Origin of the sequence: Pseudomonas oryzagri (genome assembly GCF_020831405.1) — a bacterium.
GTDB lineage: Bacteria > Pseudomonadota > Gammaproteobacteria > Pseudomonadales > Pseudomonadaceae > Geopseudomonas > Geopseudomonas oryzagri.
This window is the reverse complement of the sequence record NZ_JAJHPU010000031.1, coordinates 191,943-217,053: the sequence shown is the minus strand read 5'-3', so window position 1 is coordinate 217,053 and position 25,111 is coordinate 191,943. Positions and strand designations below refer to the sequence as shown.

At 71.6% G+C, this 25,111-nt stretch carries 19 protein-coding genes; 18 read left to right on the top strand and 1 reads right to left on the bottom strand.

The annotated features are described in order from the left end of the window. Nucleotides 1-49 precede the first annotated feature (49 nt). The 5 genes from LMJ29_RS11640 to trhP all read left to right on the top strand — a co-directional run bounded on the left by LMJ29_RS11640 (nucleotide 50) and on the right by trhP (nucleotide 8,470). Nucleotides 50-964, top strand: a complete 915-nt coding sequence (locus LMJ29_RS11640; protein ID WP_229605682.1) for a LysR family transcriptional regulator — start codon at nucleotides 50-52, stop codon at nucleotides 962-964. A gap of 133 nt (nucleotides 965-1,097) precedes the next feature. Then, nucleotides 1,098-2,336: a multidrug efflux RND transporter periplasmic adaptor subunit MexE gene (gene mexE, locus LMJ29_RS11635; protein WP_229605681.1), complete on the top strand. Its 1,239-nt coding sequence runs from the start codon at nucleotides 1,098-1,100 to the stop codon at nucleotides 2,334-2,336. 11 nt (nucleotides 2,337-2,347) lie between these two features. Then, complete coding sequence (locus LMJ29_RS11630) at nucleotides 2,348-5,530, top strand: efflux RND transporter permease subunit (RefSeq protein ID WP_229605680.1); 3,183 nt, start codon at nucleotides 2,348-2,350, stop codon at nucleotides 5,528-5,530. After that, a complete protein-coding gene (locus LMJ29_RS11625; protein ID WP_229605679.1) occupies nucleotides 5,527-6,927 on the top strand; it encodes an efflux transporter outer membrane subunit in 1,401 nt (466 codons plus the stop codon). The genes LMJ29_RS11630 and LMJ29_RS11625 overlap by 4 nt, the downstream gene beginning before the upstream one ends. 169 nt (nucleotides 6,928-7,096) lie before the next feature. After that, nucleotides 7,097-8,470, top strand: a complete 1,374-nt coding sequence (gene trhP, locus LMJ29_RS11620) for a prephenate-dependent tRNA uridine(34) hydroxylase TrhP (protein WP_229605678.1) — start codon at nucleotides 7,097-7,099, stop codon at nucleotides 8,468-8,470. A gap of 199 nt (nucleotides 8,471-8,669) precedes the next feature. Here the strand turns inward: trhP and LMJ29_RS11615 are convergent, their stop codons facing one another. Then, the gene (locus LMJ29_RS11615; protein ID WP_229605677.1) at nucleotides 8,670-10,832 is read right to left on the bottom strand and encodes a putative bifunctional diguanylate cyclase/phosphodiesterase; all 2,163 of its coding nucleotides are present in this window, start codon (nucleotides 10,830-10,832) and stop codon (nucleotides 8,670-8,672) included. Between the two features lie 119 nt (nucleotides 10,833-10,951). On the opposite strand from LMJ29_RS11615, the gene uvrD reads away from it, so the two are divergent. From uvrD to ybaL, 13 genes are all read left to right on the top strand, one after another. Further along, the gene (gene uvrD / locus LMJ29_RS11610) at nucleotides 10,952-13,141 is read left to right on the top strand and encodes a DNA helicase II (protein ID WP_229605676.1); all 2,190 of its coding nucleotides are present in this window, start codon (nucleotides 10,952-10,954) and stop codon (nucleotides 13,139-13,141) included. Between the two features lie 49 nt (nucleotides 13,142-13,190). Next, nucleotides 13,191-14,291 (top strand): TRAP transporter substrate-binding protein, encoded by a 1,101-nt coding sequence (locus tag LMJ29_RS11605; protein ID WP_229605675.1) that lies wholly within the window; start codon nucleotides 13,191-13,193, stop codon nucleotides 14,289-14,291. A gap of 111 nt (nucleotides 14,292-14,402) precedes the next feature. After that, nucleotides 14,403-15,278, top strand: a complete 876-nt coding sequence (locus tag LMJ29_RS11600) for a Tim44 domain-containing protein (RefSeq protein WP_229605674.1) — start codon at nucleotides 14,403-14,405, stop codon at nucleotides 15,276-15,278. Nucleotides 15,279-15,418: 140 nt separating this feature from the next. Further along, on the top strand, nucleotides 15,419-17,401 hold the full coding sequence (locus LMJ29_RS11595) for a PhoX family protein (protein WP_229605673.1): 1,983 nt from the start codon (nucleotides 15,419-15,421) through the stop codon (nucleotides 17,399-17,401). A gap of 148 nt (nucleotides 17,402-17,549) precedes the next feature. Further along, complete coding sequence (locus LMJ29_RS11590) at nucleotides 17,550-17,957, top strand: SMI1/KNR4 family protein (RefSeq protein ID WP_229605672.1); 408 nt, start codon at nucleotides 17,550-17,552, stop codon at nucleotides 17,955-17,957. 271 nt (nucleotides 17,958-18,228) lie between these two features. Continuing rightward, nucleotides 18,229-19,890, top strand: a complete 1,662-nt coding sequence (locus LMJ29_RS11585; protein WP_229605671.1) for a SagB family peptide dehydrogenase — start codon at nucleotides 18,229-18,231, stop codon at nucleotides 19,888-19,890. A 20-nt stretch (nucleotides 19,891-19,910) separates the two neighbouring features. Further along, nucleotides 19,911-20,705, top strand: coding sequence for an ankyrin repeat domain-containing protein (locus LMJ29_RS11580; protein WP_229605670.1), 795 nt, complete (start codon nucleotides 19,911-19,913; stop codon nucleotides 20,703-20,705). Between the two features lie 8 nt (nucleotides 20,706-20,713). Next, nucleotides 20,714-21,076, top strand: coding sequence for a NifB/NifX family molybdenum-iron cluster-binding protein (locus LMJ29_RS11575; protein ID WP_229605669.1), 363 nt, complete (start codon nucleotides 20,714-20,716; stop codon nucleotides 21,074-21,076). Continuing rightward, a complete protein-coding gene (locus LMJ29_RS11570) occupies nucleotides 21,073-21,444 on the top strand; it encodes a hypothetical protein (RefSeq protein WP_229605668.1) in 372 nt (123 codons plus the stop codon). Before LMJ29_RS11575 ends, LMJ29_RS11570 begins: the two co-directional genes overlap by 4 nt. After that, complete coding sequence (locus LMJ29_RS11565; RefSeq protein ID WP_229605667.1) at nucleotides 21,441-22,079, top strand: glutathione S-transferase family protein; 639 nt, start codon at nucleotides 21,441-21,443, stop codon at nucleotides 22,077-22,079. The genes LMJ29_RS11570 and LMJ29_RS11565 overlap by 4 nt, the downstream gene beginning before the upstream one ends. A 25-nt stretch (nucleotides 22,080-22,104) precedes the next feature. Continuing rightward, on the top strand, nucleotides 22,105-22,785 hold the full coding sequence (locus LMJ29_RS11560; RefSeq protein ID WP_229605666.1) for a Crp/Fnr family transcriptional regulator: 681 nt from the start codon (nucleotides 22,105-22,107) through the stop codon (nucleotides 22,783-22,785). Nucleotides 22,786-22,867: 82 nt separating this feature from the next. Continuing rightward, nucleotides 22,868-23,164, top strand: coding sequence for a N(2)-fixation sustaining protein CowN (gene cowN / locus LMJ29_RS11555; protein WP_229605665.1), 297 nt, complete (start codon nucleotides 22,868-22,870; stop codon nucleotides 23,162-23,164). 157 nt (nucleotides 23,165-23,321) lie between these two features. Continuing rightward, entirely contained in the window at nucleotides 23,322-25,061 is a 1,740-nt protein-coding gene (ybaL, locus tag LMJ29_RS11550) for a YbaL family putative K(+) efflux transporter (RefSeq protein WP_229605664.1), read from the top strand. Nucleotides 25,062-25,111 lie beyond the last annotated feature (50 nt).

Below are 25,111 nucleotides of genomic sequence, written 5' to 3'. Positions count from 1 at the left end.
GGCGAGGGCGGTATTAGCCTGATGCGGCCCTGTAAGGAATGGATTCAGCATGAACCGCAACGACCTGCGCCGCATCGACCTCAACCTGCTGATCGTCTTCGAGACGCTGATGCACGAGCGCAGCGTGACCCGGGCGGCGGAGAAGCTGTTCCTCGGCCAGCCGGCGATCAGCGCGGCGCTGGCGCGCCTGCGCGGCCTGTTCGACGACCCGCTGTTCGTGCGCAGCGGCCGGCAGATGGAGCCGACCGCGCGCGCCCAGGAGATCTTCGCCCTGCTCACCCCGGCGCTCGACGCCATCTCCACCGCGGTCAGCCGCGCCGCCGACTTCGACCCGGCGACCAGCACGGCGGTGTTTCGCATCGGCCTGTCCGACGACGTCGAGTTCGGCCTGCTGCCGCCCTTGATCAAGCGCCTGCGCGCCGAGGCGCCCGGCGTGGTGCTGGTGATCCGCCGCACCAACTACCTGCTGATGTCCGGCCACCTGGCCTCCGGGGAGATCTCGGTGGGCGTCGGCTACACCGAGGAGCTGCCGGCCAACGCCAAGCGCAAGGTGCTGCGCCGCGCCTGGCCGCGTCTGCTGCGCGCCGACAGCGTGCCGGGGCGCCTGGACCTCGACGAGTTCTGCGCCCGCCCGCACGCGCTGGTGTCCTTCGCCGGCGACCTGGGCGGCTTCATCGACGACGAGCTGGCCAAGCTCGGCCGCCAGCGTAGGGTGGTGCTCGCCGTGCCGCAGTTCAACGGCCTGACCGCGCTGCTCGCCGGCACCGACATCGTCGCCACCGTGCCCGACTACACCGCGGCGGCGCTGACCGCCGCCGGCGGCCTGCGCGCCGAGCCGCTGCCGCTGGAAAGCGGTCCGTTCGAGCTGCACATGGCCTGGCGCGCCGCCCAGGACCATGACCCGGCCGAGCGCTGGCTGCGCTCGCGCATCCAGATGTTCTGCGGCGACCCCGACAGCCTGTAAGCCGCGTCCCAGGGCTCCGCCATCCCCTAATCATCACTGTCGCTGATAGTTGCTTTCGGCCCATTCGATTCGTCGATGGGAGGACCGCGCCGCAGACTTCGCCTATCCACAATTCCGACTGGCGGAGTCACCCATGTCCCTCTTCCCTTCCTCCCGCCGCCTGCCGCTGCTCCTGGTCGCCCTGCTGGCGCTCGGCGCCTGCGGCAAGGCGCCGCAAAACCCGCAGGCGCTGGCGCCGGCCCAGGTCAGCGTCGCCGCCGTCATCGAACAGCCGGTCACCGAGTGGGACGAGTTCACCGGGCGCCTGGAGGCGCCCGAGTCGGTCGAAATCCGCCCCCGCGTCTCCGGCTATATCGACCGGGTGGCCTTCGCCGAGGGCAGCCTGGTGAAGAAGGGCGACCTGCTGTTCCAGATCGACCCGCGGCCCTTCCAGGCCGAGGTCAAGCGCCTGCAGGCGCAGCTGCAGCAGGCCCGCGCCGCGCAGACCCGGCTGGCCGGCGAGGCGCGGCGCGGCGAGCGCCTGCGCGCCAGCAACGCCATCTCCGCCGAGCTGGCCGACGCCCGCGCCAGCGCCGCCGCCGAGGCCCAGGCGGCGGTCGCGGCGACCCAGGCCGAGCTGGACAACGCCCAGCTCAACCTCGCCTTCACCCGCGTCACCGCGCCCATCGACGGCCGCGTCAGCCGCGCCGAGGTCACCGCCGGCAACCTGGTCAACGCCGGGCAGAGCCTGCTGACCAGCGTGGTGTCCACCGACAAGGTCTACGCCTACTTCGACGCCGACGAGCGCGCCTTCCTCAAGTACCAGGCGCTGGCCCGCCAGGCCGGCGGCGACGCCCGCGGCGCCAGCCCGGTTTACCTGGGCCTGAGCGGCGAGGACGGCCATCCGCACGAAGGCCGCCTGGATTTCCTCGACAACCAGGTCAACCCGCGCACCGGCACCATCCGCGGCCGCGCGGTGTTCGACAACCGCGAGGGCCGCTTCACTCCGGGCCTGTACGCACGCCTCAAGCTGGTCGGCAGCGCCAGCTACGCCGCCACCCTGATCCGCGACGAGGCGGTGGGCACCGACCTCGGCAAGAAATTCGCCCTGGTGCTGGGTGAAGGCAATCGCGTGGAGTACCGCGCCATCGAGCTGGGGCCCAAGCTCGAGGGCCTGCGCATCGTGCGCAGCGGCCTGGCCAAGGGCGAGCAGATCGTGGTCAACGGCCTGCAGCGCGCCCGCCCCGGCAGCAGCGTCGCTCCGCAGAGCGTGCCGATGGCCGACGAGGCCACCCTGGCCCAGCTGGCGCGCCTGCGCCGGGCCGTGGAGAGCGCCGGCGCGCCGCGTCTGGTCGAGCAGAACGCCCAACCGGCCAGCGCGCCGCGCGGCTGAGGGAGTACGCGATGAATTTTTCCCAGTTCTTCATCCGCCGGCCGATCTTCGCCGCGGTGCTGTCCCTGCTGATCCTGATCGCCGGCGCCCTGTCGCTGTTCCAGCTGCCGATCAGCGAATACCCGGAAGTGGTGCCGCCCACCGTGGTGGTGCGCGCCAACTTCCCCGGCGCCAACCCCAAGGTGATCGGCGAGACCGTCGCCGCGCCGCTGGAGCAGGCGATCACCGGCGTCGAGGGCATGCTCTACATGTCCTCGCAGGCCACCGCCGACGGCAAGCTGACCCTGACCATCACCTTCGCCCTGGGCACCGACCTGGACAACGCCCAGGTGCAGGTGCAGAACCGCGTGACCCGCACCCAGCCGACCCTGCCCAGCGAGGTGCAGCGCCTGGGCGTGACGGTCGACAAGGCCTCGCCGGACCTGACCCTGGTGGTCCACCTGACCTCGCCGGACAATCGCTACGACATGCTCTACCTGTCCAACTACGCCGCGCTCAACGTCAAGGACGAGCTGGCGCGGCTGGACGGCGTGGGCGATGTGCAGCTGTTCGGCATGGGCAACTACTCGCTGCGCGTGTGGCTCGACCCGCAGCAGGTGGCCTCGCGCGGCCTGACCGCCAGCGACGTGGTCGCCGCGATCCGCGAGCAGAACCGCCAGGTCGCCGCCGGCGCCCTCGGCGCGCCGCCGGCGGGCGCCGACAACAGCTTCCAGCTGTCGATCAACACCCAGGGCCGCCTGGTCAGCGAGGAGGAGTTCGAGAACATCATCGTGCGCGCCGGCGAGCACGGCGAGATCACCCGCCTCAAGGACATCGCGCGCATCGAGCTGGGCTCCAGCCAGTACGCGCTGCGCTCGCTGCTCAACAACCAGCCGGCGGTGGCCATCCCGATCTTCCAGCGCCCCGGCTCCAACGCCATCGCGATCTCCGACGCGGTGCGCGCGCGCATGGCCGAGCTCAAGGAGCAGTTCCCGCAGGGCGTCGACTACCAGATCGTCTACGACCCGACCATCTTCGTGCGCGGCTCGATCGAGGCGGTGGTGCACACCCTGCTCGAGGCCATCGCCCTGGTGGTGCTGGTGGTGATCCTGTTCCTGCAGACCTGGCGCGCCTCGATCATCCCGCTGGTCGCCGTGCCGGTGTCGCTGATCGGCACCTTCGCGGTGATGCACCTGCTCGGCTTCTCGCTCAACGCGCTGTCGCTGTTCGGCCTGGTGCTGGCCATCGGCATCGTGGTCGACGACGCCATCGTGGTGGTGGAGAACGTCGAGCGCAATATCGCCCTGGGCAAGAACCCGGTGGAGGCCACCCGCCAGGCGATGCGCGAGGTGACCGGGCCGATCGTCGCCACCGCGCTGGTGCTGTGCGCGGTGTTCGTGCCGACCGCGTTCATCTCCGGGCTGACCGGGCAGTTCTACCAGCAGTTCGCGCTGACCATCGCCATTTCCACGGTGATCTCGGCGTTCAACTCCCTGACCCTGTCGCCGGCGCTGGCCGCCGTGCTGCTCAAGGACCACCACGCGCCGAAGGATCGCTTCTCGCGGCTGCTCGAACGCCTGCTCGGCGGCTGGCTGTTCGCCCCGTTCAACCGCCTGTTCGAGCGCGCCAGCCACGGCTACGTCGGCGCCGTGCGCCGCGTGCTGCGCGGCGGCTCCATCGCCCTGCTGCTCTACGCCGGGCTGATGGGCCTGACCTGGCTGGGCTTTGCCAGCACGCCGAGCGGCTTCGTGCCGCAGCAGGACAAGCAGTACCTGGTGGCCTTCGCCCAGCTGCCGGACGCCGCCACCCTCGACCGCACCGAGGCGGTGATCAAGAAGATGTCGGAGATCGCCGCCCGGCATCCGGGCGTGGAGAACACCGTGGCCTTCCCGGGCCTGTCGATCAACGGCTTCACCAACAGCCCGAACAGCGGCATCGTGTTCACCCCGCTCAAGCCGTTCGATGAGCGCCGCGATCCGTCGCTGTCGGCCGCCGCCATCGCCGCCGAACTGAACCAGCAGTTCGCCGGCATCCAGGACGCCTACATCGCCATCTTCCCGCCGCCGCCCGTGCAGGGCCTGGGCACCATCGGCGGCTTCCGCCTGCAGGTGGAGGATCGCGGCAACCTGGGTTACGAGGAGCTCTACAAGCAGACCCAGAACGTCATCGCCAAGGCCCGCCAGTTGCCGGAGCTGAACCCGATGTCGGTGTTCACCAGCTACCAGGTCAACGTGCCGCAGGTCGACGCCGACGTCGACCGCGACAAGGCCAAGACTCACGGCGTGGCGATCAGCGACATCTTCGACACCCTGCAGGTCTATCTCGGCTCGCTGTACGCCAACGACTTCAACCGCTTCGGCCGTACCTACCAGGTCAACGTGCAGGCCGACCAGCAGTTCCGCCTGGCGCCCGAGCAGATCGGCCAGCTCAAGGTGCGCAACGACCGCGGCGAGATGATCCCGCTGTCCACCTTCGTCAACGTGCGCGACAGCGCCGGCCCCGACCGGGTGATGCACTACAACGGCTTCCTCACCGCCGAGATCAACGGCGCCGCGGCGCCCGGCTACAGCTCCGGGCAGGCCCAGGCGGCGCTGGAGCGGCTGCTCGCCGAGGAGCTGCCCAACGGCATGAGCTACGAGTGGACCGACCTGACCTACCAGCAGATCCTCGCCGGCAATACCGCGATCTTCGTCTTCCCGCTGTGCGTGCTGCTCGCCTTCCTGGTGCTGGCCGCCCAATACGAGAGCTGGAGCCTGCCGCTGGCGGTGATCCTGATCGTGCCGACGGTGCTGTTCTCGGCGCTGGTCGGGGTGATCCTGACCGGCGGCGACAACAACATCTTCACCCAGATCGGCCTGATCGTGCTGGTCGGCCTGGCCTGCAAGAACGCCATCCTGATCGTCGAGTTCGCCAAGGAGAAGCAGGAGGCGGGCCTCGACCGCGTGCGCGCGGTGCTGGAGGCCTGCCGGCTGCGCCTGCGGCCGATCCTGATGACCTCCATCGCCTTCATCATGGGCGTGGTGCCGCTGGTGCTGTCCTCCGGCGCCGGCGCCGAGATGCGCCACGCGATGGGCGTGGCGGTGTTCTCCGGGATGATCGGCGTGACCCTGTTCGGCCTGCTGCTGACCCCGCTGTTCTACGTGCTGATCCGCGCCTTCGTCGAGAAGCGCGCCGCCCGCCGGGCGCAACCGACCGCTATCGAGGTGCACGCATGAAGCCGCTGATTCCCGCCCTGCTCGCCCTGGCGGCCGCTTTTACGTTGAGCGCGTGCGCCGTCGGGCCGGACTACCGGGCGCCGCAGACCGCCCCGGCCAGCCTGGCCGCCAGCGAGGCCGGCGCCTACGACCGCACGCGCTTCGAGAACGCCTGGTGGCGGCAGTTCGACGACCCGACCCTGAGCCGCCTGGTGCAGCAGGCGCTGGAGGGCAACCGCGAGCTGCGCGTGGCCTTCGCCCGCTTCAAGGCCGCCCGCGCGCTGCGCGACGACGCCGCCAACGACCAGCTGCCGGTGGTCACCGCGCGCGCCGGCGCCGATATCGGCAAGGCCCAGCAGCCGGGCTTCACCGAGCAGCGGGTGAACATCGACCGCTACGACCTGGGCCTGGACATGGCCTGGGAGCTCGACCTGTTCGGCCGCATCCAGCGCCGGATCGAGGCCAGCGAGGCGAACAGCGAGGCCGCCGAGGCCGAGCTGTACCAGCTGCAGGTCAGCCTGGTCGCCGAGCTGGTCGACGCCTACGGCAACCTGCGCGGCGCCCAGCTGCGCGAACGCATCGCCCGCGACAACCTGGCCAACCAGCGCGAATCGCGCGCGCTCACCGCGCAGCTGCGCGACGCCGGGGTCGGCAGCGAGCTGGACGTGCTGCGCAGCGATGCCCGCCTGGCCGCCACCGAGTCCAGCCTGCCGCAGCTGCAGGCCGAGGAGGCGCGCGCCCGCCACCGCATCGCCACCCTGCTCGGCCAGCGTCCCGAGCAGCTCGACGCCGACCTCTCGCCGCAGCCGCTGCCGGTGATCGCCAAGGCCCTGCCGATCGGCGATCCCGCCGAATTGCTGCGCCGCCGCCCGGACGTGCGCGTCGCCGAGCGCCAGCTGGCCGCCGCTACCGCCAACGTCGGGGTGGCCACCGCGGACTTGTTCCCGCGGGTCAGCGTCGCCGGCTTCCTCGGCTTCACCGCCGGGCGCGGCTCGCAGCTGGGCGCCGCGGCGGCCAACGCCTGGAGCGTGGCGCCGACCATCAGCTGGGCGGCCTTCGACCTGGGCAGCGTGCGCGCCCGCCTGCGCGGCGCCGAGGCCGACGCCGAGGGCGCGCTGGCGCAGTACGAGCAGCAGGTGCTGCTGGCGCTGGAGGAGTCGGCCAACGCCTTCAGCGACTACGCCAAGCGCCAGCAGCGCCTGCTCGCCCTGGTGCGCCAGGCCGAGGCCAGCCGCGGCGCCGCCGCGCAGGCGGCGATCCGCTACCGCGAGGGCGCGGCGGACTTCCTGGTGCTGCTCGACGCCGAGCGCGAGCGCCTGGCCGCCGAGGACGCCCAGGCGCAGGCCGAGGTCGAGCTGTACCGCGGCATCGTCGCCATCTACAAGGCGCTCGGCGGCGGCTGGCAGCCGCGCGCCTGATTTTTCCCCCTGGGTCGACGATTGCGGTCGACCATTGCGCAACCCACGGCGCCCCGCGGCCCGTGGGTTTTTTTTCGCCATCCGTCCCAAGGCCGTGCGCGACCGCGCATTCGCCGCCAATCCACAGTAAAATGCTGCGTTTTTACCGACGCCCTGCGAGTCGCGCGCCATGACCACCGCCTTCCGTCCCGAACTGCTCTCTCCCGCCGGCACGCTGAAAAGCATGCGCTACGCCTTCGCCTACGGCGCCGACGCGGTGTACGCCGGGCAGCCGCGCTACAGCCTGCGGGTGCGCAACAACGAGTTCGACCACGCCAACCTCAAGCTCGGCATCGACGAGGCCCACGCGCTGGGCAAGCAGTTCTACGTGGTGGTCAACATCGCCCCGCACAACGCCAAGCTGAAGACCTTCATCAAGGACCTCGAGCCGGTGGTGGCGATGGGCCCGGACGCGCTGATCATGTCCGACCCGGGGCTGATCATGCTGGTGCGCGACCACTTCCCGCAGCAGGTCATCCACCTGTCGGTGCAGGCCAACGCGGTCAACTGGGCGTCGGTGGAGTTCTGGCGGCGCATCGGCGTCAGCCGCATCATCCTCTCGCGCGAGCTGTCGCTGGAGGAGATCGGCGAGATCCGCGAGCAGGTGCCGGGCATCGAGCTGGAGGTGTTCGTCCACGGCGCGCTGTGCATGGCCTACTCCGGGCGCTGCCTGCTGTCGGGTTACCTCAACAAGCGCGATCCCAACCAGGGCACCTGCACCAACGCCTGCCGCTGGGAGTACAAGGTCCACGAGGGCAAGGAGGACGAGCTGGGCAACGTGGTCCACGTCCACGAGCCGATCCCGGTCATGCAGATCGATCCCAATGCGGTGGAGCCGACCCTCGGCATGGGCGCGCCGACCGACCAGGTGATGCTGCTCGAGGAGAGCAACCGTCCCGGCGAGTACATGGAGGCGTTCGAGGACGAGCACGGCACCTACATCATGAACTCCAAGGACCTGCGCGCCGTGCAGCACGTCGAGCGGCTGACCCGGATGGGCGTGCACTCGCTGAAGATCGAGGGGCGCACCAAGAGCCACTACTACGTGGCGCGCACCGCCCAGGTGTACCGCAAGGCGATCGACGACGCGGTGGCCGGCCGGCCGTTCGACATGTCGCTGATGGATACCCTCGAATCGCTGGCCCACCGCGGCTACACCGAGGGCTTCCTGCGCCGCCACGTCCACGACGAGTACCAGAACTACCAGCACGGCTACTCGCTGTCCGAGCGCCAGCAGTTCGTCGGCGAGTTCACCGGGGTACGCCAGGACGGCCTGGCCGAAGTGGCGGTGAAGAACCGCTTCCAGGTCGGCGACCTGCTCGAGGTGATGACCCCGCAGGGCAACCTCAACATCCGCCTCGAGCACATGCTCAACAAGAAGGGCGAGGCCACCGAGGTGGCGCCGGGCGACGGCCACATCGTCTACCTGCCGGTGCCCGAGGGCGTCGAACTCGACTACGCGCTGCTGATGCGCCACCTCGACGGCGGCAGCACCCGCGGCTGAGTGGCGTTTCCGCCGCCGTCGGGGACGCCGTAGGGTAGACAACGGCGTAGCCTTGTCTACCGCCACGGGCCCCGCTGGTGGGCAATCGCTGCGCGAGTTGCCCACCCTACGTTCTCGCCCTCGCGCCTCAGCGCCGTAGGGTGGATGGCCACCCCGTAGAAAACCCGCGCAGCGGTTTTCTACCGGTTTCTGCGCCGTCTCAGGCTGGCACCCCGACTTCCCGGCCCTGCGCGCGCAGCAGCGCGGCGAAGGCGCCGGCCTCCACCGGCCGGCTGATCAGGTAGCCCTGGATCTCGTCGCAGCCGTGGCGGCGCAGGAAGTCCAGCTGCGCCGGCTGCTCGACCCCCTCGGCGACCACCTCGAGGCCCAGGCTGTGGCCCATGGCGATGATCGCCCGGGTGATCGCCGCGTCGCCGCCCTGCTCGCTGCCGTCCAGCTCGCGGATGAAGGTCTTGTCGATCTTCACCACGTCCACCGGCAGGTGCTTGAGGTAGCCGAGCGAGGAATAGCCGGTGCCGAAGTCGTCGATCGCCAGGCGCACGCCCAGCGCGCGCAGGCGGCGGAACTGCGCGGCGACGTCCTCGACGTTGTCCGACAGCTGGGTTTCGGTCAGCTCCAGCTCCAGCAGCGGCGCCGGCAGCTCGGTTTCCGCCAGCACGGCGGCCACCCCGGCGACGAAATCGGCCTGGCGCAGCTGCTGCATGGAGATGTTCACCGACACGCTCAGCTCGGCCAGGCCCTCGCGCTGCCAGGCGCGCGCCTGGGCGCAGGCGCGGCGCAGCACGAAGTCGCCGATGGCGTTGATCTGCCCGGTTTCCTCGGCCAGGGCGATGAAGCTGCCGGGCGCCAGCAGGCCGTAGTCGGGGTGGCGCCAGCGCACCAGCGCCTCGGCGCTGCGCAGGCGCTCCGCGCCCAGGGTCAGGCGCGGCTGGTAGAACACTTCCAGCTGGCCGCGCGCCAGCGCCTTGTCCAGCTGCGCCTCGAGCAGCAGGCGCTCGCGGCTGCCGCCCTGCAGGCTGTCGCGGTAGAACTGCACGCTGTTGCCGCCCAGCTGCTTGGCGTGGCGCATGGCGATGGTCGCCTGGTTGAGCAGGCGGGCCGGATCGCCGCCGGCGCCGGACAGCAGGGCGATGCCCAGCGAGGCGCTGATCACCAGCTCCTGCTCGCCGACCGCCATGCCCTGGCGCAGCAGGGCGAGCAGGTGGCGGGCCAGCGGCTCGAGGCCGTCGCCGTCCGCGTGCACCTCGAGGAGGATGGCGAACTCGTCGACGGCGATGCGCGCGATCAGCTCGGCCTGGTGCAGGCAGCCCTCGATGCGCCGCGCCGTCTCGCGCAGGATGCCGTCGGCGGCGGCCAGGCCCAGGCTGTCGTTGAGACGCTTGAAGCGGTCGAGGTCGAGGTGCAGCAGGGCCACTTCGCGGTCGTGCTGCGGCGGCCGCGTCGCCACTTCCTCCAGGCGCTGCAGCAGCAGGCTGCGGTTGGCCAGCCCGGTCAGCGCGTCGTGGTCGGCCAGGTAGCGGCGCTCGGCCTCCTCCTGGCGCCGCGCCAGTTCGCTGGCGGTCAGCGCGCGGGTGCGCTCGCTGACCCGTTCCTCCAGCGCGCGCTGCGCGGTGCGCAGCTCAGCCTCGACGCGCTGGCGCTGGCGCACCTCGCCGGCCAGCTCGAGGTTCGTCTGTACGCTGGCGCGGCGCGCCTGCTCCTGGTACTCGAGCAGCGCCTGGTTCTGGAAGCGGCGCAGCAGGTTGCGCTGCCAGCCGCGGTTGATCTGCCAGGCGCTGACCGAGAGCGCCGGCAGCAGGATCAGGCCGAGCACCCCCCAGCCCTGCAGCTCGGGATCGCCGTGGCGCAGCAGAAACAGGCTGGAAGGCAGCAGGCCGGGGATGGCGAAGGCCAGGAAGGTACGCAGGCTGGCGGCGTAGGACACGCTGGCGGAGATGATCGCCGCCGCCAGCAGGCCGTAGATCAGCGCCTGCAGGCGCGGTCCGGCCAGCGGCATGAGCAGCACGCCGACCGCCGCCAGGGTCATCCCCGAGGCGGCGGCGCCGAGCAGGAAGGTGTGCCGCCAGTTCGGCGCGGCCTGTTCGGCGGCGCTGGCGCGCTGGAAGGCGACGGTCTGCCACAGGCGCAGCAGCGCCAGCAGGGTCAGCCAGCCGAGCAGGGCGCCGAGCAGGAGATCGTGCGCGTGGCCCCACAGCAGGCCGACGCAGCTCAGACCGCTGAGCAGCATCAGCAAGGTGGGCGGGCCCGAGCCGCGATAGAGCTGGCGGGTCAGCGCCGCCTCGATCTGCGCGGCGTACTCCCGACGCACCGCCGCCGGCTCGAGAGCCGGCGGCTGGACGTCGGGCGAAAAGAGAAAGGTCATGGACGCCTGCGGCCGCTGTCGGAGTGGGCGGAAGGGGTGCTTGCCGGCCTGCCGGGCAGGGCCGGCGGGCGGTGGACGAGAGTTTGCCCCGTCTTCGCGCCGGCCGCTAGAATGCCGCGATGCGCGAAGACCTATCCTTTCTGCTTAGTACTCTCAACGACGCCCAGCGCCAGGCGGTCGCCGCTCCGCTCGGCCGCCAGCTGGTGCTGGCCGGCGCCGGTTCGGGCAAGACCCGCGTGCTGGTGCACCGCATCGCCTGGCTGATCGAGGTGGAGAACGCCGGGCCGCACGCGATCCTCGCCGTCACCTTCACCAACAAGGCCGCCGCCGAGATGCGCGTGCGCATCGAGCAGCTGCTCGGCGTCAGTCCGGCCGGCATGTGGGTGGGCACCTTCCACGGCCTGGCCCACCGCCTGCTGCGCGCCCACTGGCGCGAGGCGGGGCTGGCCGAGAACTTCCAGATCCTCGACTCCGACGACCAGCAGCGCCTGGTGAAACGGGTGATCCGCGAGCTCGGCCTCGACGAGCAGCGCTGGCCGGCGCGCCAGGCGCAGTGGTTCATCAACGGCCAGAAGGACGAGGGCATCCGCCCGCAGCACATCCAGCCGGCCGGCGACCTGTACCTGGCCACCATGCTCAACATCTACAGCGCCTACGAGGCGGCCTGCGCGCGCGCCGGCGTGGTCGACTTCGCCGAGCTGCTGCTGCGCTCGCTGGAGCTGTGGCGCGACACCCCGGGCCTGCTCGAACACTACCGCCAGCGCTTCCGGCACATCCTGGTCGACGAGTTCCAGGACACCAACGCCGTCCAGTACGCGTGGCTGCGCCACCTGGCGGCGCCCTCCGGCACGCCCGGCGCCAGCCTGATGGTGGTCGGCGACGACGACCAGTCGATCTACGGCTGGCGCGGCGCGCGCATCGAGAACATCCAGCAGTTCGGTCGCGACTTCACTGACGCCGAGACCATCCGCCTGGAGCAGAACTACCGCTCCACCGCCAGCATCCTCAAGGCCGCCAACGCGCTGATCGCCAACAATCAGGGGCGCCTGGGCAAGGAGCTGTGGACCGAGGGCCACGAGGGCGATCCCTTGAGCCTGTACGCCGCCTTCAACGAGCACGACGAGGCGCGCTTCGTCGTCGAGCGGATCATCGACGGCGTGCGCAAGGACGGCCTCAAGCGCAGCGAGATCGCCATCCTCTACCGCTCCAACGCGCAGTCGCGGGTGCTCGAGGAAGCGCTGCTGCGCGAGAAGATTCCCTACCGCATCTACGGCGGCCAGCGCTTCTTCGAGCGCGCCGAGATCAAGAACGCCATGGCCTACCTGCGCCTGATCCGCCAGCGCGACGACGACGCCGCGCTGGAGCGGGTGCTCAACCTGCCGCCGCGCGGCATCGGCGAGAAGACCGTCGAGACCCTGCGCGAGGTGGCCCGCGCCCAGCAGCTGTCGCTGTGGCGCGCGCTGCACCAGGCGGTCGGCCAGAAGCTGCTGCCCGGCCGCGCCGCCGGCGCGCTGAACGCCTTCGTCGAGCTGATCGACACGCTCGCCGTGCGCGTCGAGGACATGCCGCTGCACCTGCTGACCCAGACGGTGATCGAGCAGACCGGGCTGATTCCCTTCCACCTCGGCGAGAAGGGCGAGAAGGGCCAGACCCGCGTCGACAACCTCGAGGAGCTGGTCAGCGCCGCGCGCTCGTTCGAGAACGAGGAGGACGAGCTGTCGCCGCTCGCCGCGTTCATCGACCACGCCGCCCTGGAGGCCGGCGACGCCCAGGCCGACGAGGGCGAGGACAGCGTGCAGCTGATGACCCTGCACAGCGCCAAGGGCCTGGAGTTCCCGCTGGTGTTCCTCGCCGGCATGGAGGAGGGCCTGTTCCCGCACAAGATGAGCCTGGAGGAGCCCGGCCGTCTCGAGGAGGAGCGCCGCCTCGCCTACGTCGGCCTGACCCGCGCCATGCAGCGTCTGGTGCTGACCTACGCCGAGACCCGCCGCCTGTACGGCAGCGAGACCTACAACAAGGTGTCGCGCTTCGTCCGCGAGATCCCGCCGGGGCTGGTCCACGAGGTGCGCCTGGCCGGCAGCGTCAGCCGGCCGATGGCCGCGCCGCGCAGCGTGGCCAGTCCGTTCGCCGGGGCCGGCGTGCCGGAGACTGCCTTCGCCCTCGGCCAGCGCGTGCGCCACAGCCTGTTCGGCGAGGGGGTGATCCTCAACTACGAGGGCAGCGGCGCCCAGGCGCGCGTGCAGGTCAACTTCGTCGACGAGGGCAGCAAGTGGCTGATGCTGTCCTATGCCAAGCTGGAAGCCCTGTAACCGCAGCTTGCCCTGGCGCGCCGGGATGGCTCCAGGAGGGAGGTCACCGATGAACCGTCGCCAACTGTTCGGCGCTGCCGCGGCGCTGTGCGCCGCCCTCGCCCTGCCCGGCTGCAAGGACGAGCCCGCCGCGCCGGCGGGCGCGGCCAAGGGCGGCGTGTCGACGCAGACCTTCGCCTGGAAGATGGTCACCTCCTGGCCCAAGGACTACCCGGGCCTGGGCAGCGGCGCCGAAGGCTTCGCCGAGCGGGTCAAGGCGATGAGCGGCGGCCGCCTCACCATCCAGGTCTACGCCGCCGGCGAGCTGGTGCCGGCGCTGGAGGTGTTCGAGGCGGTGTCGCGCGGCTCCGCCGAGCTGGGCCACAGCACGCCCTACTACTGGAAGGGCAAGGTGCCCGCGGCGCAGTTCTTCACCGCCGTGCCGTTCGGCCTGTCCACCACCGAGATGAACGCCTGGCTGCAGCACGGCGGCGGCATGGCGCTGTGGCAGGAAGCCTACGCGCCGCACGGCATCAAGCCGCTGGTGGCGGGCAACACCACCATGCAGATGGGCGGCTGGTTCAACAAGGAGATCAACTCCCTCGACGACCTGCAGGGCCTGCGGATCCGCATCCCCGGCCTCGGCGCCGAGGTCTACAACCGCCTCGGCGCGACCACCGTCAACATGCCCGGCGGCGAGGTGCCCGCCGCCATGCAAAGCGGCGCGATCGACGCCACCGACTGGGTCGGTCCGTACAACGACCTGGCCTCGGCCATCCACAAGACCGCCAAGTACTACTACTACCCGGGCTGGCAGGAGCCGCAGGCGGTGATCGAGCTGATGGTCAATCAAAAGGCTTGGGACGCCCTGCCGGCCGACCTGCAGGCCATCGTCGGCGAGGCGGCGCGCGGCACCACCCAGCTGATGATCGAGGAGTTCGTCTACCACAACGCCCAGGCGCTGATCGAGCTGAAGCGCCAGGGCGTGCAGCTGCGCCACTTCCCCGACCCGGTGCTGGCCGCCATGCGCTACGAGTCCGAGCAGGTGCTCGACCAGCTGGCCCGCCGCAACGACCTCAACGGCCGCATCTGGGCGTCGATGAAGGCCTTCCGCGCCGAGGTCGCCGCGCTGCACGAGCTGTCGGAGAAGGAACTCTACAACTGGCGCTGAGCCGGCGCTTGCGCCGGCGTGCAACAGTCCGAAACACACTGCAACTGGCCGTCGACCCGCCCGTGGGCAAAGATGGCGCGCGTGAACTCCTTACACCGAGAGCCCCTGCACATGCAACGAATCCTCAGCCTGGCCATGGCCCTGTGCCTCAGCCTGACGCTCAGCCTCGACGCCTCCGCCGCCAAGCGCTTCGGCGGCGGCAAGTCGTTCGGCTCCGCCCCGATGCACCAGACCCAACCGCGCCAAACCCAGCAGGCCGCGCCTGCCCCGAGCGCGCCGACCGCCGGCGCCATGGCCGGCGCCGCTGCCAAACCGAGCGGCGCCTCCCGTTGGCTCGGCCCGCTGGCCGGCATCGCCGCCGGCGGCCTGCTCGCCTCGATGTTCATGGGTGACGGCTTCGAGGGCTTCCAGTTCCTCGACTTCCTGATCCTCGGCCTGCTCGCCTTCGTGCTGTTCCGCCTGTTCGCCCGCCGCAAGGCCCAGCACGCGACGCCGTCCTACGCCGGCATGGGCGGCCAGCAGCCCTACCAGGCGCCGACCCAACAGACCTACAGCCCGGCCGCCAACACCGTGTTCGGTGGCGGCGCCGCGCAACCGGCGCGCACCTTCCAGGCGCCGGCCTGGTTCGACGAGCAGCGCTTCCTGGCCGCCGCCCGCGAGCACTTCCTCAGCCTGCAGCAGCACTGGGACGCCAACGAGATGGACAAGATCGGCGAGTTCGTCACCCCGCAGATGCTCGCCTTCCTCAAGCAGGAGCGCGCAGACCTGGGCGAGGGCTTCCAGTCCACCTACGTCGACAACCTGCAGGTGCGCCTGGACGGCATCGAGCAGCAGGCCGGCAAGACCGTCGCCACCCTGACCTTCGACGCCGTGGCCAAGAGCTCGCGCTTCGACCAGGGCGAGGCGTTCAGCGAAAGCTGGCGCATGGAGCGTGCCGACGGCGACAACCAGCCCTGGCTGGTGGCCGGCATCCGCCAGAACGGCTGAGACCGCGCGCGCTGACGAAAAAACCCGGGCTCGTCCCGGGTTTTTTCATGCCTGTCGTCGGCCCGCCGGCGGCTGTCACCGGACCGTCGTCTCACCTCGCTACGGTCGGGCTGACATCGCCCCCACCCGAGGACCGGACCGTGAGCCACGAATCCCAGAACGCCGTGCTGTTTGGCAACGGCGATGAACTGCCCAGCAACCGCTCCGCCAACCCGCATCTGGGCGAGCTGATCGACCAGCGCCGCCGCCAGCTGCTCGCCGGCGGCGCGGCGCTCGGCCTGCTCGGCTTCCTCGGCATCAGCCCGCTGGCGCGCGCCGCGCAGCCGGCCGGCGCGCCGCCGTTCGCCCGCCGCAACGGCCTGCCGTTCGACGCCGTGGCGGTGACCCGCGCCGACACCGTCACCCTGCCCGCCGGCTACCGCGCCACGCCCTTCATTCCCTGGGGCACGCCGATCCTCGGCAGCTACCCGGCGTTCCGCGCCGACGCCGGCAACAGTGCCGCCGAGCAGGCCGAGCAGACCGGCATGCACCACGACGGCATGCATTTCTTCCCGATCGACGGCCAGGGCGGCGGCGGCACGCGCTCCGACCACGGCCTGCTGGTGGTCAACCACGAGTACATCGACGCCCCGCTGCTGCACCCGAGCGGCCCGACCGTGGTCGACGGCAAGCGCACCAGCGCCGAGGAAGTGCGCAAGGAGATCAACGCCCACGGCGTGTCGGTGGTGGAGATCCGCCGCGACGCCCACGGCGACTGGCAGGTGGTGGACAGCCCGCGCAACCGGCGCATCACCGCCGCCACGCCGATGCAGATCGCAGGTCCAGCGCGCGGCAACCCGCTGCTGGTCACCGCCTACAGCCCGGACGGCAGCGCCACCCGCGGCACCCAGAACAACTGCAGCAACGGCTTCACTCCCTGGGGCACCTACCTGACCTGCGAGGAGAACTGGGCCGGCTACTTCGCCTGTCGCGACACCGACCAGCCGCGCGAGCTGAGCCGCTACGGCCTGGCCGCGACCAGCCGCTTCGGCTGGGAGACCCTCGCGGGCGACGAGTTCCGCCGCTTCGACGCCACCCGCACGGCCGCCGGCGCCGCCGGCGACTACCGCAACGAGCCCAACCACTTCGGCTGGATCGTCGAGATCGATCCCTTCGACCCCGAGTCCGTGCCGGTCAAGCGCAGCGCCCTGGGCCGCTTCGCCCACGAAGGGCTGATCTTCGCCAACCCGCAGCCGGGCAAGCCGCTGGTCTGCTACTCCGGCGACGACGCGCGCGGCGAGTACCTGTACAAGTACGTCAGCCGCGACAGGTACACCCCCGGCCGCGCCGACGGCCGCCTGCTCGACGAGGGCACCCTGTACGTCGCGCGCTTCAACGCCGACGGCAGCGGCGACTGGCTGGCGCTGGACCTCGCCGACCCCGCCTTCCAGGACGCCTGCGCCGCCGCCGGGGTGAGCTTCGCCGACCAGGGCGAGCTGCTGATCAACACCCGCAGCGCCGCCGACGTGGCCGGCGCCACCCGGATGGACCGCCCGGAGTGGGGCGCGGTGCACCCGCAGAACAACGAGGTGTACTTCACCCTCACCAACAACACCAACCGCACCCAGGCGGACGCTGCCAACCCGCGGCCCAACAACGCCTACGGCCATATCGTGCGCTGGCGCGAGGACCAGGCCGACAACGCCGGCCGCCGCTTCGCCTGGGACATCTTCCTGCTCGCCGGTCCCGAGTCTGACAGCCGCGGCCCGGACGGCCAGGCGCTGGACGCCGACAATATCCTCGCCAGCCCGGACGGCCTGTGGTTCGACCCGCAGGGCCGGCTGTGGATCCAGACCGACATGAGCGGCAGCCAGCTGAGCGCCGGCCCGTTCGGCAACAACCAGATGCTGGTGGCCGACCCGGCCAGCGGCGAGCTGAAGCGTTTCCTGGTCGGCCCGCTGGGCGCCGAGGTGACCGGCATCGCCGCCACCCCGGACATGCGCACGCTGTTCGTCAACATCCAGCACCCGGGCGAAGGCTCGACCGCGAGCAACCTGCTCGGCACCTGGCCGGACGGCCCGGGCAAGCGGCCACGCTCGGCTACGGTGGTGATCCGCCGCGAGGATAACCAGCCACTGTTGTAAGCATCCCATTGCACCGAGCGCACACAGCCGGGCTTGCCCGGCCGTGTGCTTTCCGGACGGGCGCTTGTGCCGCCGCCGGCGGCAGGGTAAAAGGCGCGCAGCGTTCGGCTACCCTCAAGCCGAACACCGCCCTGCCTGGAGAGCCGCCGTGGAAGAACTCATCGACAAGCTGCACGAACTCAACGAGCCGGTGCCGGTGCCGCTGGAGCTGCCGGACGAGGACACCCTGGTGGAGATCCAGGAGCAGATCCTCATCCACCTGCCCTTCGAGCTGCGCGAGTATCTGCTCAAGGCCAGCGACGTGGTCTACGGCCACCTCGAGCCGGTGACCGCCAGCGATCCGCAGTCGCACACCTACCTGCCCGATGTCGCCGCGCGCGCCTGGGACGAGGGCCTGCCGCGCTACCTGGTGCCGCTGTGCGAGGATGGCGGCCGCTACTACGCGGTCGATCCGGAAGGCGAGGTGCTGCTCTGGGCGGACGGCGAGATCGACGAGGAGCAGACCTGGGACTCGGTGTGGCAGTGGGTCGAGGAGGTCTGGCTGGAGGGCGCGTAAGCGCCCGCCTGCGCCTGGCGGGATTGCCTTCCCCCGCGGCCGCGTCTCCCGCCCCGCGGCCCCCCGGAAAGCGCCGCCCCCGCCGCGTCCCGAGCGTCGCGCCGGCCGCCGCCGCGCCCCGCCGTTGTCGCCCGCCGTCCTGTCGCAAAGCCGACAAAGCCCCGCCCCGTCCATCGCCGCCGCCCGCGCAACCCTTGCCCCGCGCGGCCCCGGCGTTGTGGTATCGCTCTTGCAGTGACTTCCCCCAGGCCTACAGGAGCGTGCCCGTCCCATGTCGACCCAGTCCCAGCCCCAGCCCGACCCCGCCGCCAGCGCCGTGCAGGCGGTGCGCGACTACCACCAGCGCACCAAGCACCGCCTGACCGGCTACGCGCGCAGCCCCGGCAGCCTCGACTGGGACGCCCAGCCGGCGCCGTTCCGCCATTTCGAGGGCGCGCCGCAGCTCGCCCTGCCGCGCCTGGCCGCGCTCGAACCGGGCAGCGCCCTGCATGCGGCGCTCACCCGGCCGTTCGCCGCGCTGCCGGCCCGGACGCCGCTGCCGGCCGATCTGGCCGGTATCGGCGCGTTGCTGCAGCTGTCGCTCGGCCTCACCGCCTGGAAGAGCTACGGCCCGGACCGCTGGGCGCTGCGCGCCAACCCCTCCAGCGGCAACCTGCATCCCGCCGAGGCCTACCTGCTGGTCGGCGGCATCGACGGTCTGGCCGACGGCCTCTACCACTACCGCCCGGAGAACCACGCCCTCGAGCTGCGCGCCAGCCACCCGGCCGCCGGCGCTGGCCCGCGCCTGGCCGTGCTGCTGACCTCGGTGATGTGGCGCGAGGCCTGGAAGTACGGCGAACGCGCCTTCCGCTACTGCCAGCTCGATAGCGGCCACGCCGCCGGCGCCCTGCGCTACGCCGCCGCCGCGCTGGGCTGGACGCTCGCCGAGCAGGCGCAGGTCGGCAGCGCCACCCTCGCCCGCCTCGCCGGCGTCGACCGGCTGGCCGAGTTCCCCGCCCGCAAGCGCGCCGAGACCGAGGTCGAGGAGGCGGAGATCCTTCTCGCCGTCGGCCTGGACGGCACGCCGCCGGTGCCGCTCGAGGTCGCCGCCCTGCGCGCGCTGGCCGAGAGCGCGCAGTGGCACGGCGTGGCCTCGCCCATCGACCGCCAGCCCATGTACAGCTGGCCGGCGATCGGCGCGGTGGCCGAGGCCAGCCGCCGTGCGGACGGCCCGCCGCCGGACGCCGCCGCGCTGCCGGCGCCGCGCCCGCGCGCCCCCGGCGAGGCCGTCCAGGCGGTACGGGAGCTGATCATCGGGCGGCGCAGCGCGCAGCGCTTCGACCATCGCCACACGATGACCCTGACCCAGTTCGCCGCCCTGCTCGCCCGCCTGCAGCCCAGCGCCGGCCTGCCCTGGGATGTGTTCGCCGGCGCGCCGCGCGCCGCCCTGCTGCTGTTCGTCCACCGCGTCGACGGCCTGGTGCCCGGCCTCTACCTGCTGCCGCGCAGCGAGGCGCAGCTGGCCGCCCTGCGCCCGCTGCTGGCCGGGCGCTTCCGCCTCGGGCCGATCCCCGGCGTCGACTCGCTGCTGCAGCTCACCGCCGTCGAGCCGCCGGCGCTGGCGCGCATCGCCCGCGCCCTGCACTGCCACCAGGAACTGGCGTCCACCGCCTGCTTCGCCGTCGGCATGCTCTGCGAGTTCGACGCCGCGCAGGCCGGCGGCGCGGCCGCCTACCGCGCGCTGCACCGCGAGTGCGGCCTGCTCGGCCAGGCGCTCTATCTGGAGGCCGAGGTCCACGGCCTGCGCGGCACCGGCATCGGCTGCTTCTTCGACGACCCGGTGCACGAGCTGCTCGGCCTGTCCGGCACGGCCTGGCAGAGCCTCTACCACTTCACCGTCGGCCGGGCGCTGGACGATGCGCGCATCGAATCCGCCCCGGCCTACCCCGACTGACCCGCCTGCGGAGACAGCCCATGGCCCTCGCCCCCCGCGTTCCCTTCCAATGCCTCTCCGCGGTTGAGGCCGCGGCGCTGATCCGCGCCGAGGCGGACCTCACCCTGTTCGACGTGCGCGACCTGCACAGCTACCAGCAGGAGCACCTCGACGGCGCCATGCACCTGGCCGAGGACCGCGTGCCGCTGTGGGTCGGCCGCCTGGAGAAGAGCGCGCCGGTGCTGGTCTACTGCTACCACGGCAACTCCAGCAAGACCTTCGCGCAGATGTTCAGCGACTTCCGCTTCGCCCGCGTATACAGCGTCGACGGCGGCTACCGGCCGCTGGCCAGCGCGCTGGCCGCGCCGGCCGCCGAGGAAACGCCGAGCGACAGTGCAAGTGCCGCGCTGGCCGGCTTTCTCGCCGACTGGCACTACCCGGCCGGCGAGCTGGACGCCCGCGGCCCGCACGGCCTGACCCCGCTGATGCGCGCCGCCCTGCTCGGCCGCGGCGAGATCGTCCACGAGCTGCTGGCCCTGGGCGCCGACCTGCACGCGCGCAACGACGACGGCAACACCGCGCTGTGGCTGGCCTGCGTGTCGCGCGACGCGGCCCTGGTGCAGGCGCTGATCGACGCCGGCAGCGAGCTGGACAACCGCAACGACGCCGGCGCCACCGCGCTGATGTACACCGCCTCCAGCGACCGCCCGCAGCTGCTCGAACTGTTGCTCGAAGCCGGCGCCGACCCGCAGGTGCGCAACTTCGACGACCTGCGCGCGGTGGAGCTGGCGGCCTCGACGGCCTGCCTGAAACTGCTGCGGCATACCGCGGACTGAGGCGCGCCATGCCCGAGTTCCCGCTCAGGCTGGCGGTGGCCAGCAAGGACGGCCAGGCGATCAGCGAGCACTTCGGCCACGCCACGCGCTTCGCCGTCTACGCGGTCGACCCCGAGGTGTGCCGGCTGCTCGAACAGCGTGAGGTCGAGCACTACTGCCTGGGCAACAGCGCCAGCCAGAGCGCGATGGCCGGCATCCTCGAGACGATCAGGGACTGCCAGGCGGTGTTCGTCGCCAGGATCGGCGACGGTCCCACCGAGAAGCTGCGCGCCATCGGCGTGCAGGCGGTGGCCGGCTACGCCTGGGAGCCCATCGAGGCCGCCCTGCTCGACTACGCGCGGCGCACCGCCGCCGGCGAGGTGCCGACATGAGCGCCGAACAGGTCGCCCGCTGGGTGGCTGCCCACCCGCTGAGCCCCGCCCACGTCGACTGTGCCACCGCGGTGATGCTCAAGATCCTCGACGGCAAGTGCAGGATGCGCCCGACCGAGAAGCGCGTGATGGAACTGCTCTACGACGCGGTCCGCGATTGCCCCGGCGCCCTGCTCGGCGGCGCCGAGCACGCGCTGATCGCCGAGGCGCGCGGTAGCCTCGACGAGGCGATGACGCTGCGCGTCTACGAGCGGCGCGTGCTGGCGGAGACCACGATCTCCCGCCCGGTGATGAAGGGCTTCAAGGCCATGCTGCGCGAGCAGGGCCTGCTCGATCCGCGTCACGACCAGGAGAGCGCCGAGCCATGACCATGCGCTTCTACATGACCCCCGGCTCGTGTAGCACCGGCATCCATATCCTGCTCGAAGAGCTGGAGCTGGTGTTCGAGGCGCATATCGTCGACCTGCTGGCCGGCGACCACCGCAAACCCGCCTACCTGGCGATCAATCCCAACGGCACCATCCCGACCCTGGTGCTGGACGACGGCACGGCGCTGACCGACTTCCAGGCCATCGCCTGGTGGCTGGCGCGCGCCTACCCCGGGCGCCAGCTGATCCCCGCGGACGCCGAGGGACTCGCGCGCGTGCAGACGCTGCTCGACCTGGCCGGCCACGAAATCCACGGCCAGGGCTTCACCCGCATCTTCACCACCGACCGCTATGCCGCCGACCCGGCCGAACAGGCGGCGGTGCAGGCCGAGGGCCGTGCCCGGGTCGCGCGGGGCTTCGCCGCGGTGGCGCCGCTGCTCGCCGGCCGCGACTACGTCACGGAGCGCTTCGGCATCGCCGACGGCGCGCTGTTCTACGTCGAGTTCTGGGCCGAGCGCATCGGCATCCCGCTGCCGGAGCCCTGCCAGGCGCACTACCGGCGCCTGCTCCAGCGCCGCGCGGTGCGCCAGGTGCTGGCCGAGGAAGGCTACGGGGCGATGCTGCGCCGCCTGTAGAGCGCCCGCACCAACAGGAGGCTCCATGTCGCACCCCCACCCCGACCGCCAGCGGGCCCTGCTCGACCAGCTCCCCGAGCTGGCCCGCGCCGCGCTGCTGGAGGGCTTTCGCCCGCGCCGCCTGGTGAAGGGGGAAATGCTCGGCGCCCCGCACGGCCAGCGCGACAGTGTGTTTATCCTGCGCGCGGGGCGGATCCGGGTGTTCCTCGCCTTCGACGACAAGGAGTACACCCTGGCCTTTCTCGAGCCCGGCGACCTGTACAGCACCCACAGCCGCGCCTACCTGCAGGCGGTGGGCGACAGCGAGGTGCTGGTGGCGGAAACCGCCGCGGTGATGGGCCGGCTGACCAGCCTGCCCGGCGCCACCCCGGCGCTGCTGCGCGTCCTGGGCGCGGCGCTCGGCAATTCCATGCGGATCATCGAGGATCTGGCCTTCCGCGACGTCGAAGGCCGCCTGGCGCGCTTTCTCGACGGCATGCTGGCGCGCAAGGGCGTGGCGCAGGGCGGCCAGTGGCACCTGGCGCTGGATCTGACCACCGAGGACATCGCCCACCTGCTCGGCACCACCCGGCAGACGCTGTCCTCGCTGCTCAATCGGCTGGCCCGCGAAGGCATCCTCAGCCGCGCCGGCAACGGTGCCTTCGTCGTCCACCGCATCGACCTGCTGCGCGCGCGCAGCCAGGCGCCGCAGGTGTCGGCCGGCTGACAGACTCCCCCGCCACGGCCTCCTAGCATGGACGCGTCCGGCCGCCGCCATCCCGGCGACGGCACCGCCCGCGAGGAACGCCATGAGCGCCACCATCACCTATCGCAGCATCGTCGGTGCCCGGCAACTGCCCTACATCGACTGCGACCGCTGCATCCGCGCCATCTACGCGCGCATCCGCCACTACCTCGAGCAGGACGCCGGCGACTGCCCGCTGTGCGCCTACTTCCGCGCCAAGCTCGGCAGCCGCGACGGCTCGGAGGCCGACGCGCGCCTGCTGCTGCACGCGCAGGTCAACGTGATCCACGAACTGTTCGCCCGGCATGCCGACAGCGCGGCGCTGGCGCTGCTCGAGCGGGTCGAGGACGACTGCTGTTGAAGCCGGGCGCCGGTGCGTCCGCCCCGCGCCGGCGACCGCTAACATCCTGTACCAATTTCCGGCAACTTTCGCTCGACCCTCGCGCACCCCGCCGCGATCCTGTAGCCCTGCCGACATTTCACCCCGGCCGGGAGGCCGCAGCGTCGAAGGAGCGCCGATGGAGCACAACATACCCCTGATCACCATCCTGGCCGGCGGTTTCGGCCTGGCCCTGGTGTTCGGCTTTCTCGCCGAGAAACTCAAGCTGCCCGCGCTGGTCGGCTACCTGCTGGCCGGCATCCTGATCGGCCCGGCCACCCCGGGTTTCACCGCCGACGTCGGCCTCGCCTCCCAGCTGTCGGAGATCGGCGTGATGCTGCTGATGTTCGGCGTCGGCCTGCACTTCTCCCTCGACGACCTGCTGGCGGTGAAGAAGATCGCCCTGCCCGGCGCCCTGGTGCAGATGACGGTGGCCACCCTGCTGGGCATGGCGGTGGCCTACGGCTGGGACTGGAGCCTGGGCGCCAGTCTGGTATTCGGCCTGTCGCTGTCCTGCGCCAGCACTGTGGTGCTGCTCAAGGCGCTGGAGGCGCGCGGCCTCCTCGAATCGATGAACGGCCGCATCGCCGTCGGCTGGCTGGTGGTCGAAGACCTGGCCACCGTGCTGGTGCTGGTCCTGCTGCCGCCGCTGGCCGGCGTGCTCGGCGGCAAGGCGGCCGCCACCGACACGGTCGAGGTGCCGCTGTGGCTGACCATCGGCGAGACCCTGCTGCAGGTCGGCGCCTTCATCGCGGTGATGCTGGTCGCCGGGCGTCGCGTGCTGCCCTGGCTGCTCTTCCAGGTGGCGCGCACCGGTTCGCGCGAGCTGTTCACCCTGGCGGTGGTCGCCATCGCGATCGGCATCGCCTACGGCGCGGCGGTATTGTTCAACGTGTCCTTCGCCCTCGGCGCGTTCTTCGCCGGCATGGTGATGCGCGAGTCCGACCTCAGCCATCGCGCCGCCGAGGAGTCGCTGCCGCTGCGCGACGCTTTCGCCGTGCTGTTCTTCGTCTCAGTCGGCATGCTGTTCGACCCCAAGGTGCTGGTCGAGGAGCCGCTGCACGTGCTGGCGGTGGTCGCCATCATCGTGTTCGGCAAGACCCTGGCCGCCGCGGTGCTGGTCCTGCTGCTGCGCTACCCGCTGAACACCGCGCTGACCGTCGGCGCGAGCCTGGCGCAGATCGGCGAGTTCTCCTTCATCCTCGCCGGCCTCGGCCTGTCGCTCGGCCTGCTGCCGGAGGAAGGCCTGAGCCTGGTGCTGGCCGGCGCGCTGATTTCCATCGCCCTCAATCCCTTCCTGTTCTCCGCGATCCAGCCGCTGCGCGCGCTGGCGCTGCGCCGCTCGGCCCTGGCGCGCGAGCTGGAAAGCCGCGAGGACTCGCTGGCGGTGCTGCCGACCAGCACCGAACAGCACTATCTGGCCGGCCAGGTGGTGGTGGTCGGCTACGGCCGGGTCGGCCGGCGGGTGACCGGCGCGCTGGCCGAGCGGCAGATCCCCTTCGTGGTGGTCGAGCAGAATCGCGAGCACGTCGAGCAGCTGCGCCGCCAGGGCATCGCCGCGGTGAGCGGCGACTCCGCCGACCCGGGCACGCTGATCCAGGCGCACATCGCCGACGCCGCCATGCTGGTGATCGCCACCTCCCACCCGCGCAACGTGCAGCGCATGGTGGAGATCGCCCGCGCGCTCAATCCGCCCATCGAGATCGTCATCCGCAGCGGCAGCGCCGAGGCGGTGGACGTCTTCCGCCGCGACCAGCTCGGTGCGGTGTTCTTCGACGAGGAGGAGCTGGCGCGCGGCATGCAGGAGCACGTGCTGGCCAAGTTCGCGCCTCCCACCGACAAGGCGCCGGCCGCCGGCGACCAGGGCTCGGCGGCCTGAGGCGAGCGCCGGGCGCTCGCCTCGACGCCCCGTGCCGCGCGGCCTATGAT

Coding starts and splice junctions, on each gene's coding strand:
- LMJ29_RS11640 (WP_229605682.1), top strand. CDS start 50: ATGAACCGCAACGACCTGCGCCGCATCGACCTCAACCTGCTGATCGTC.
- mexE (WP_229605681.1), top strand. CDS start 1,098: ATGTCCCTCTTCCCTTCCTCCCGCCGCCTGCCGCTGCTCCTGGTCGCC.
- LMJ29_RS11630 (WP_229605680.1), top strand. CDS start 2,348: ATGAATTTTTCCCAGTTCTTCATCCGCCGGCCGATCTTCGCCGCGGTG.
- LMJ29_RS11625 (WP_229605679.1), top strand. CDS start 5,527: ATGAAGCCGCTGATTCCCGCCCTGCTCGCCCTGGCGGCCGCTTTTACG.
- trhP (WP_229605678.1), top strand. CDS start 7,097: ATGACCACCGCCTTCCGTCCCGAACTGCTCTCTCCCGCCGGCACGCTG.
- LMJ29_RS11615 (WP_229605677.1), bottom strand. CDS start 10,832: ATGACCTTTCTCTTTTCGCCCGACGTCCAGCCGCCGGCTCTCGAGCCG.
- uvrD (WP_229605676.1), top strand. CDS start 10,952: ATGCGCGAAGACCTATCCTTTCTGCTTAGTACTCTCAACGACGCCCAG.
- LMJ29_RS11605 (WP_229605675.1), top strand. CDS start 13,191: ATGAACCGTCGCCAACTGTTCGGCGCTGCCGCGGCGCTGTGCGCCGCC.
- LMJ29_RS11600 (WP_229605674.1), top strand. CDS start 14,403: ATGCAACGAATCCTCAGCCTGGCCATGGCCCTGTGCCTCAGCCTGACG.
- LMJ29_RS11585 (WP_229605671.1), top strand. CDS start 18,229: ATGTCGACCCAGTCCCAGCCCCAGCCCGACCCCGCCGCCAGCGCCGTG.
- LMJ29_RS11580 (WP_229605670.1), top strand. CDS start 19,911: ATGGCCCTCGCCCCCCGCGTTCCCTTCCAATGCCTCTCCGCGGTTGAG.
- LMJ29_RS11575 (WP_229605669.1), top strand. CDS start 20,714: ATGCCCGAGTTCCCGCTCAGGCTGGCGGTGGCCAGCAAGGACGGCCAG.
- LMJ29_RS11570 (WP_229605668.1), top strand. CDS start 21,073: ATGAGCGCCGAACAGGTCGCCCGCTGGGTGGCTGCCCACCCGCTGAGC.
- LMJ29_RS11565 (WP_229605667.1), top strand. CDS start 21,441: ATGACCATGCGCTTCTACATGACCCCCGGCTCGTGTAGCACCGGCATC.
- LMJ29_RS11560 (WP_229605666.1), top strand. CDS start 22,105: ATGTCGCACCCCCACCCCGACCGCCAGCGGGCCCTGCTCGACCAGCTC.
- cowN (WP_229605665.1), top strand. CDS start 22,868: ATGAGCGCCACCATCACCTATCGCAGCATCGTCGGTGCCCGGCAACTG.
- ybaL (WP_229605664.1), top strand. CDS start 23,322: ATGGAGCACAACATACCCCTGATCACCATCCTGGCCGGCGGTTTCGGC.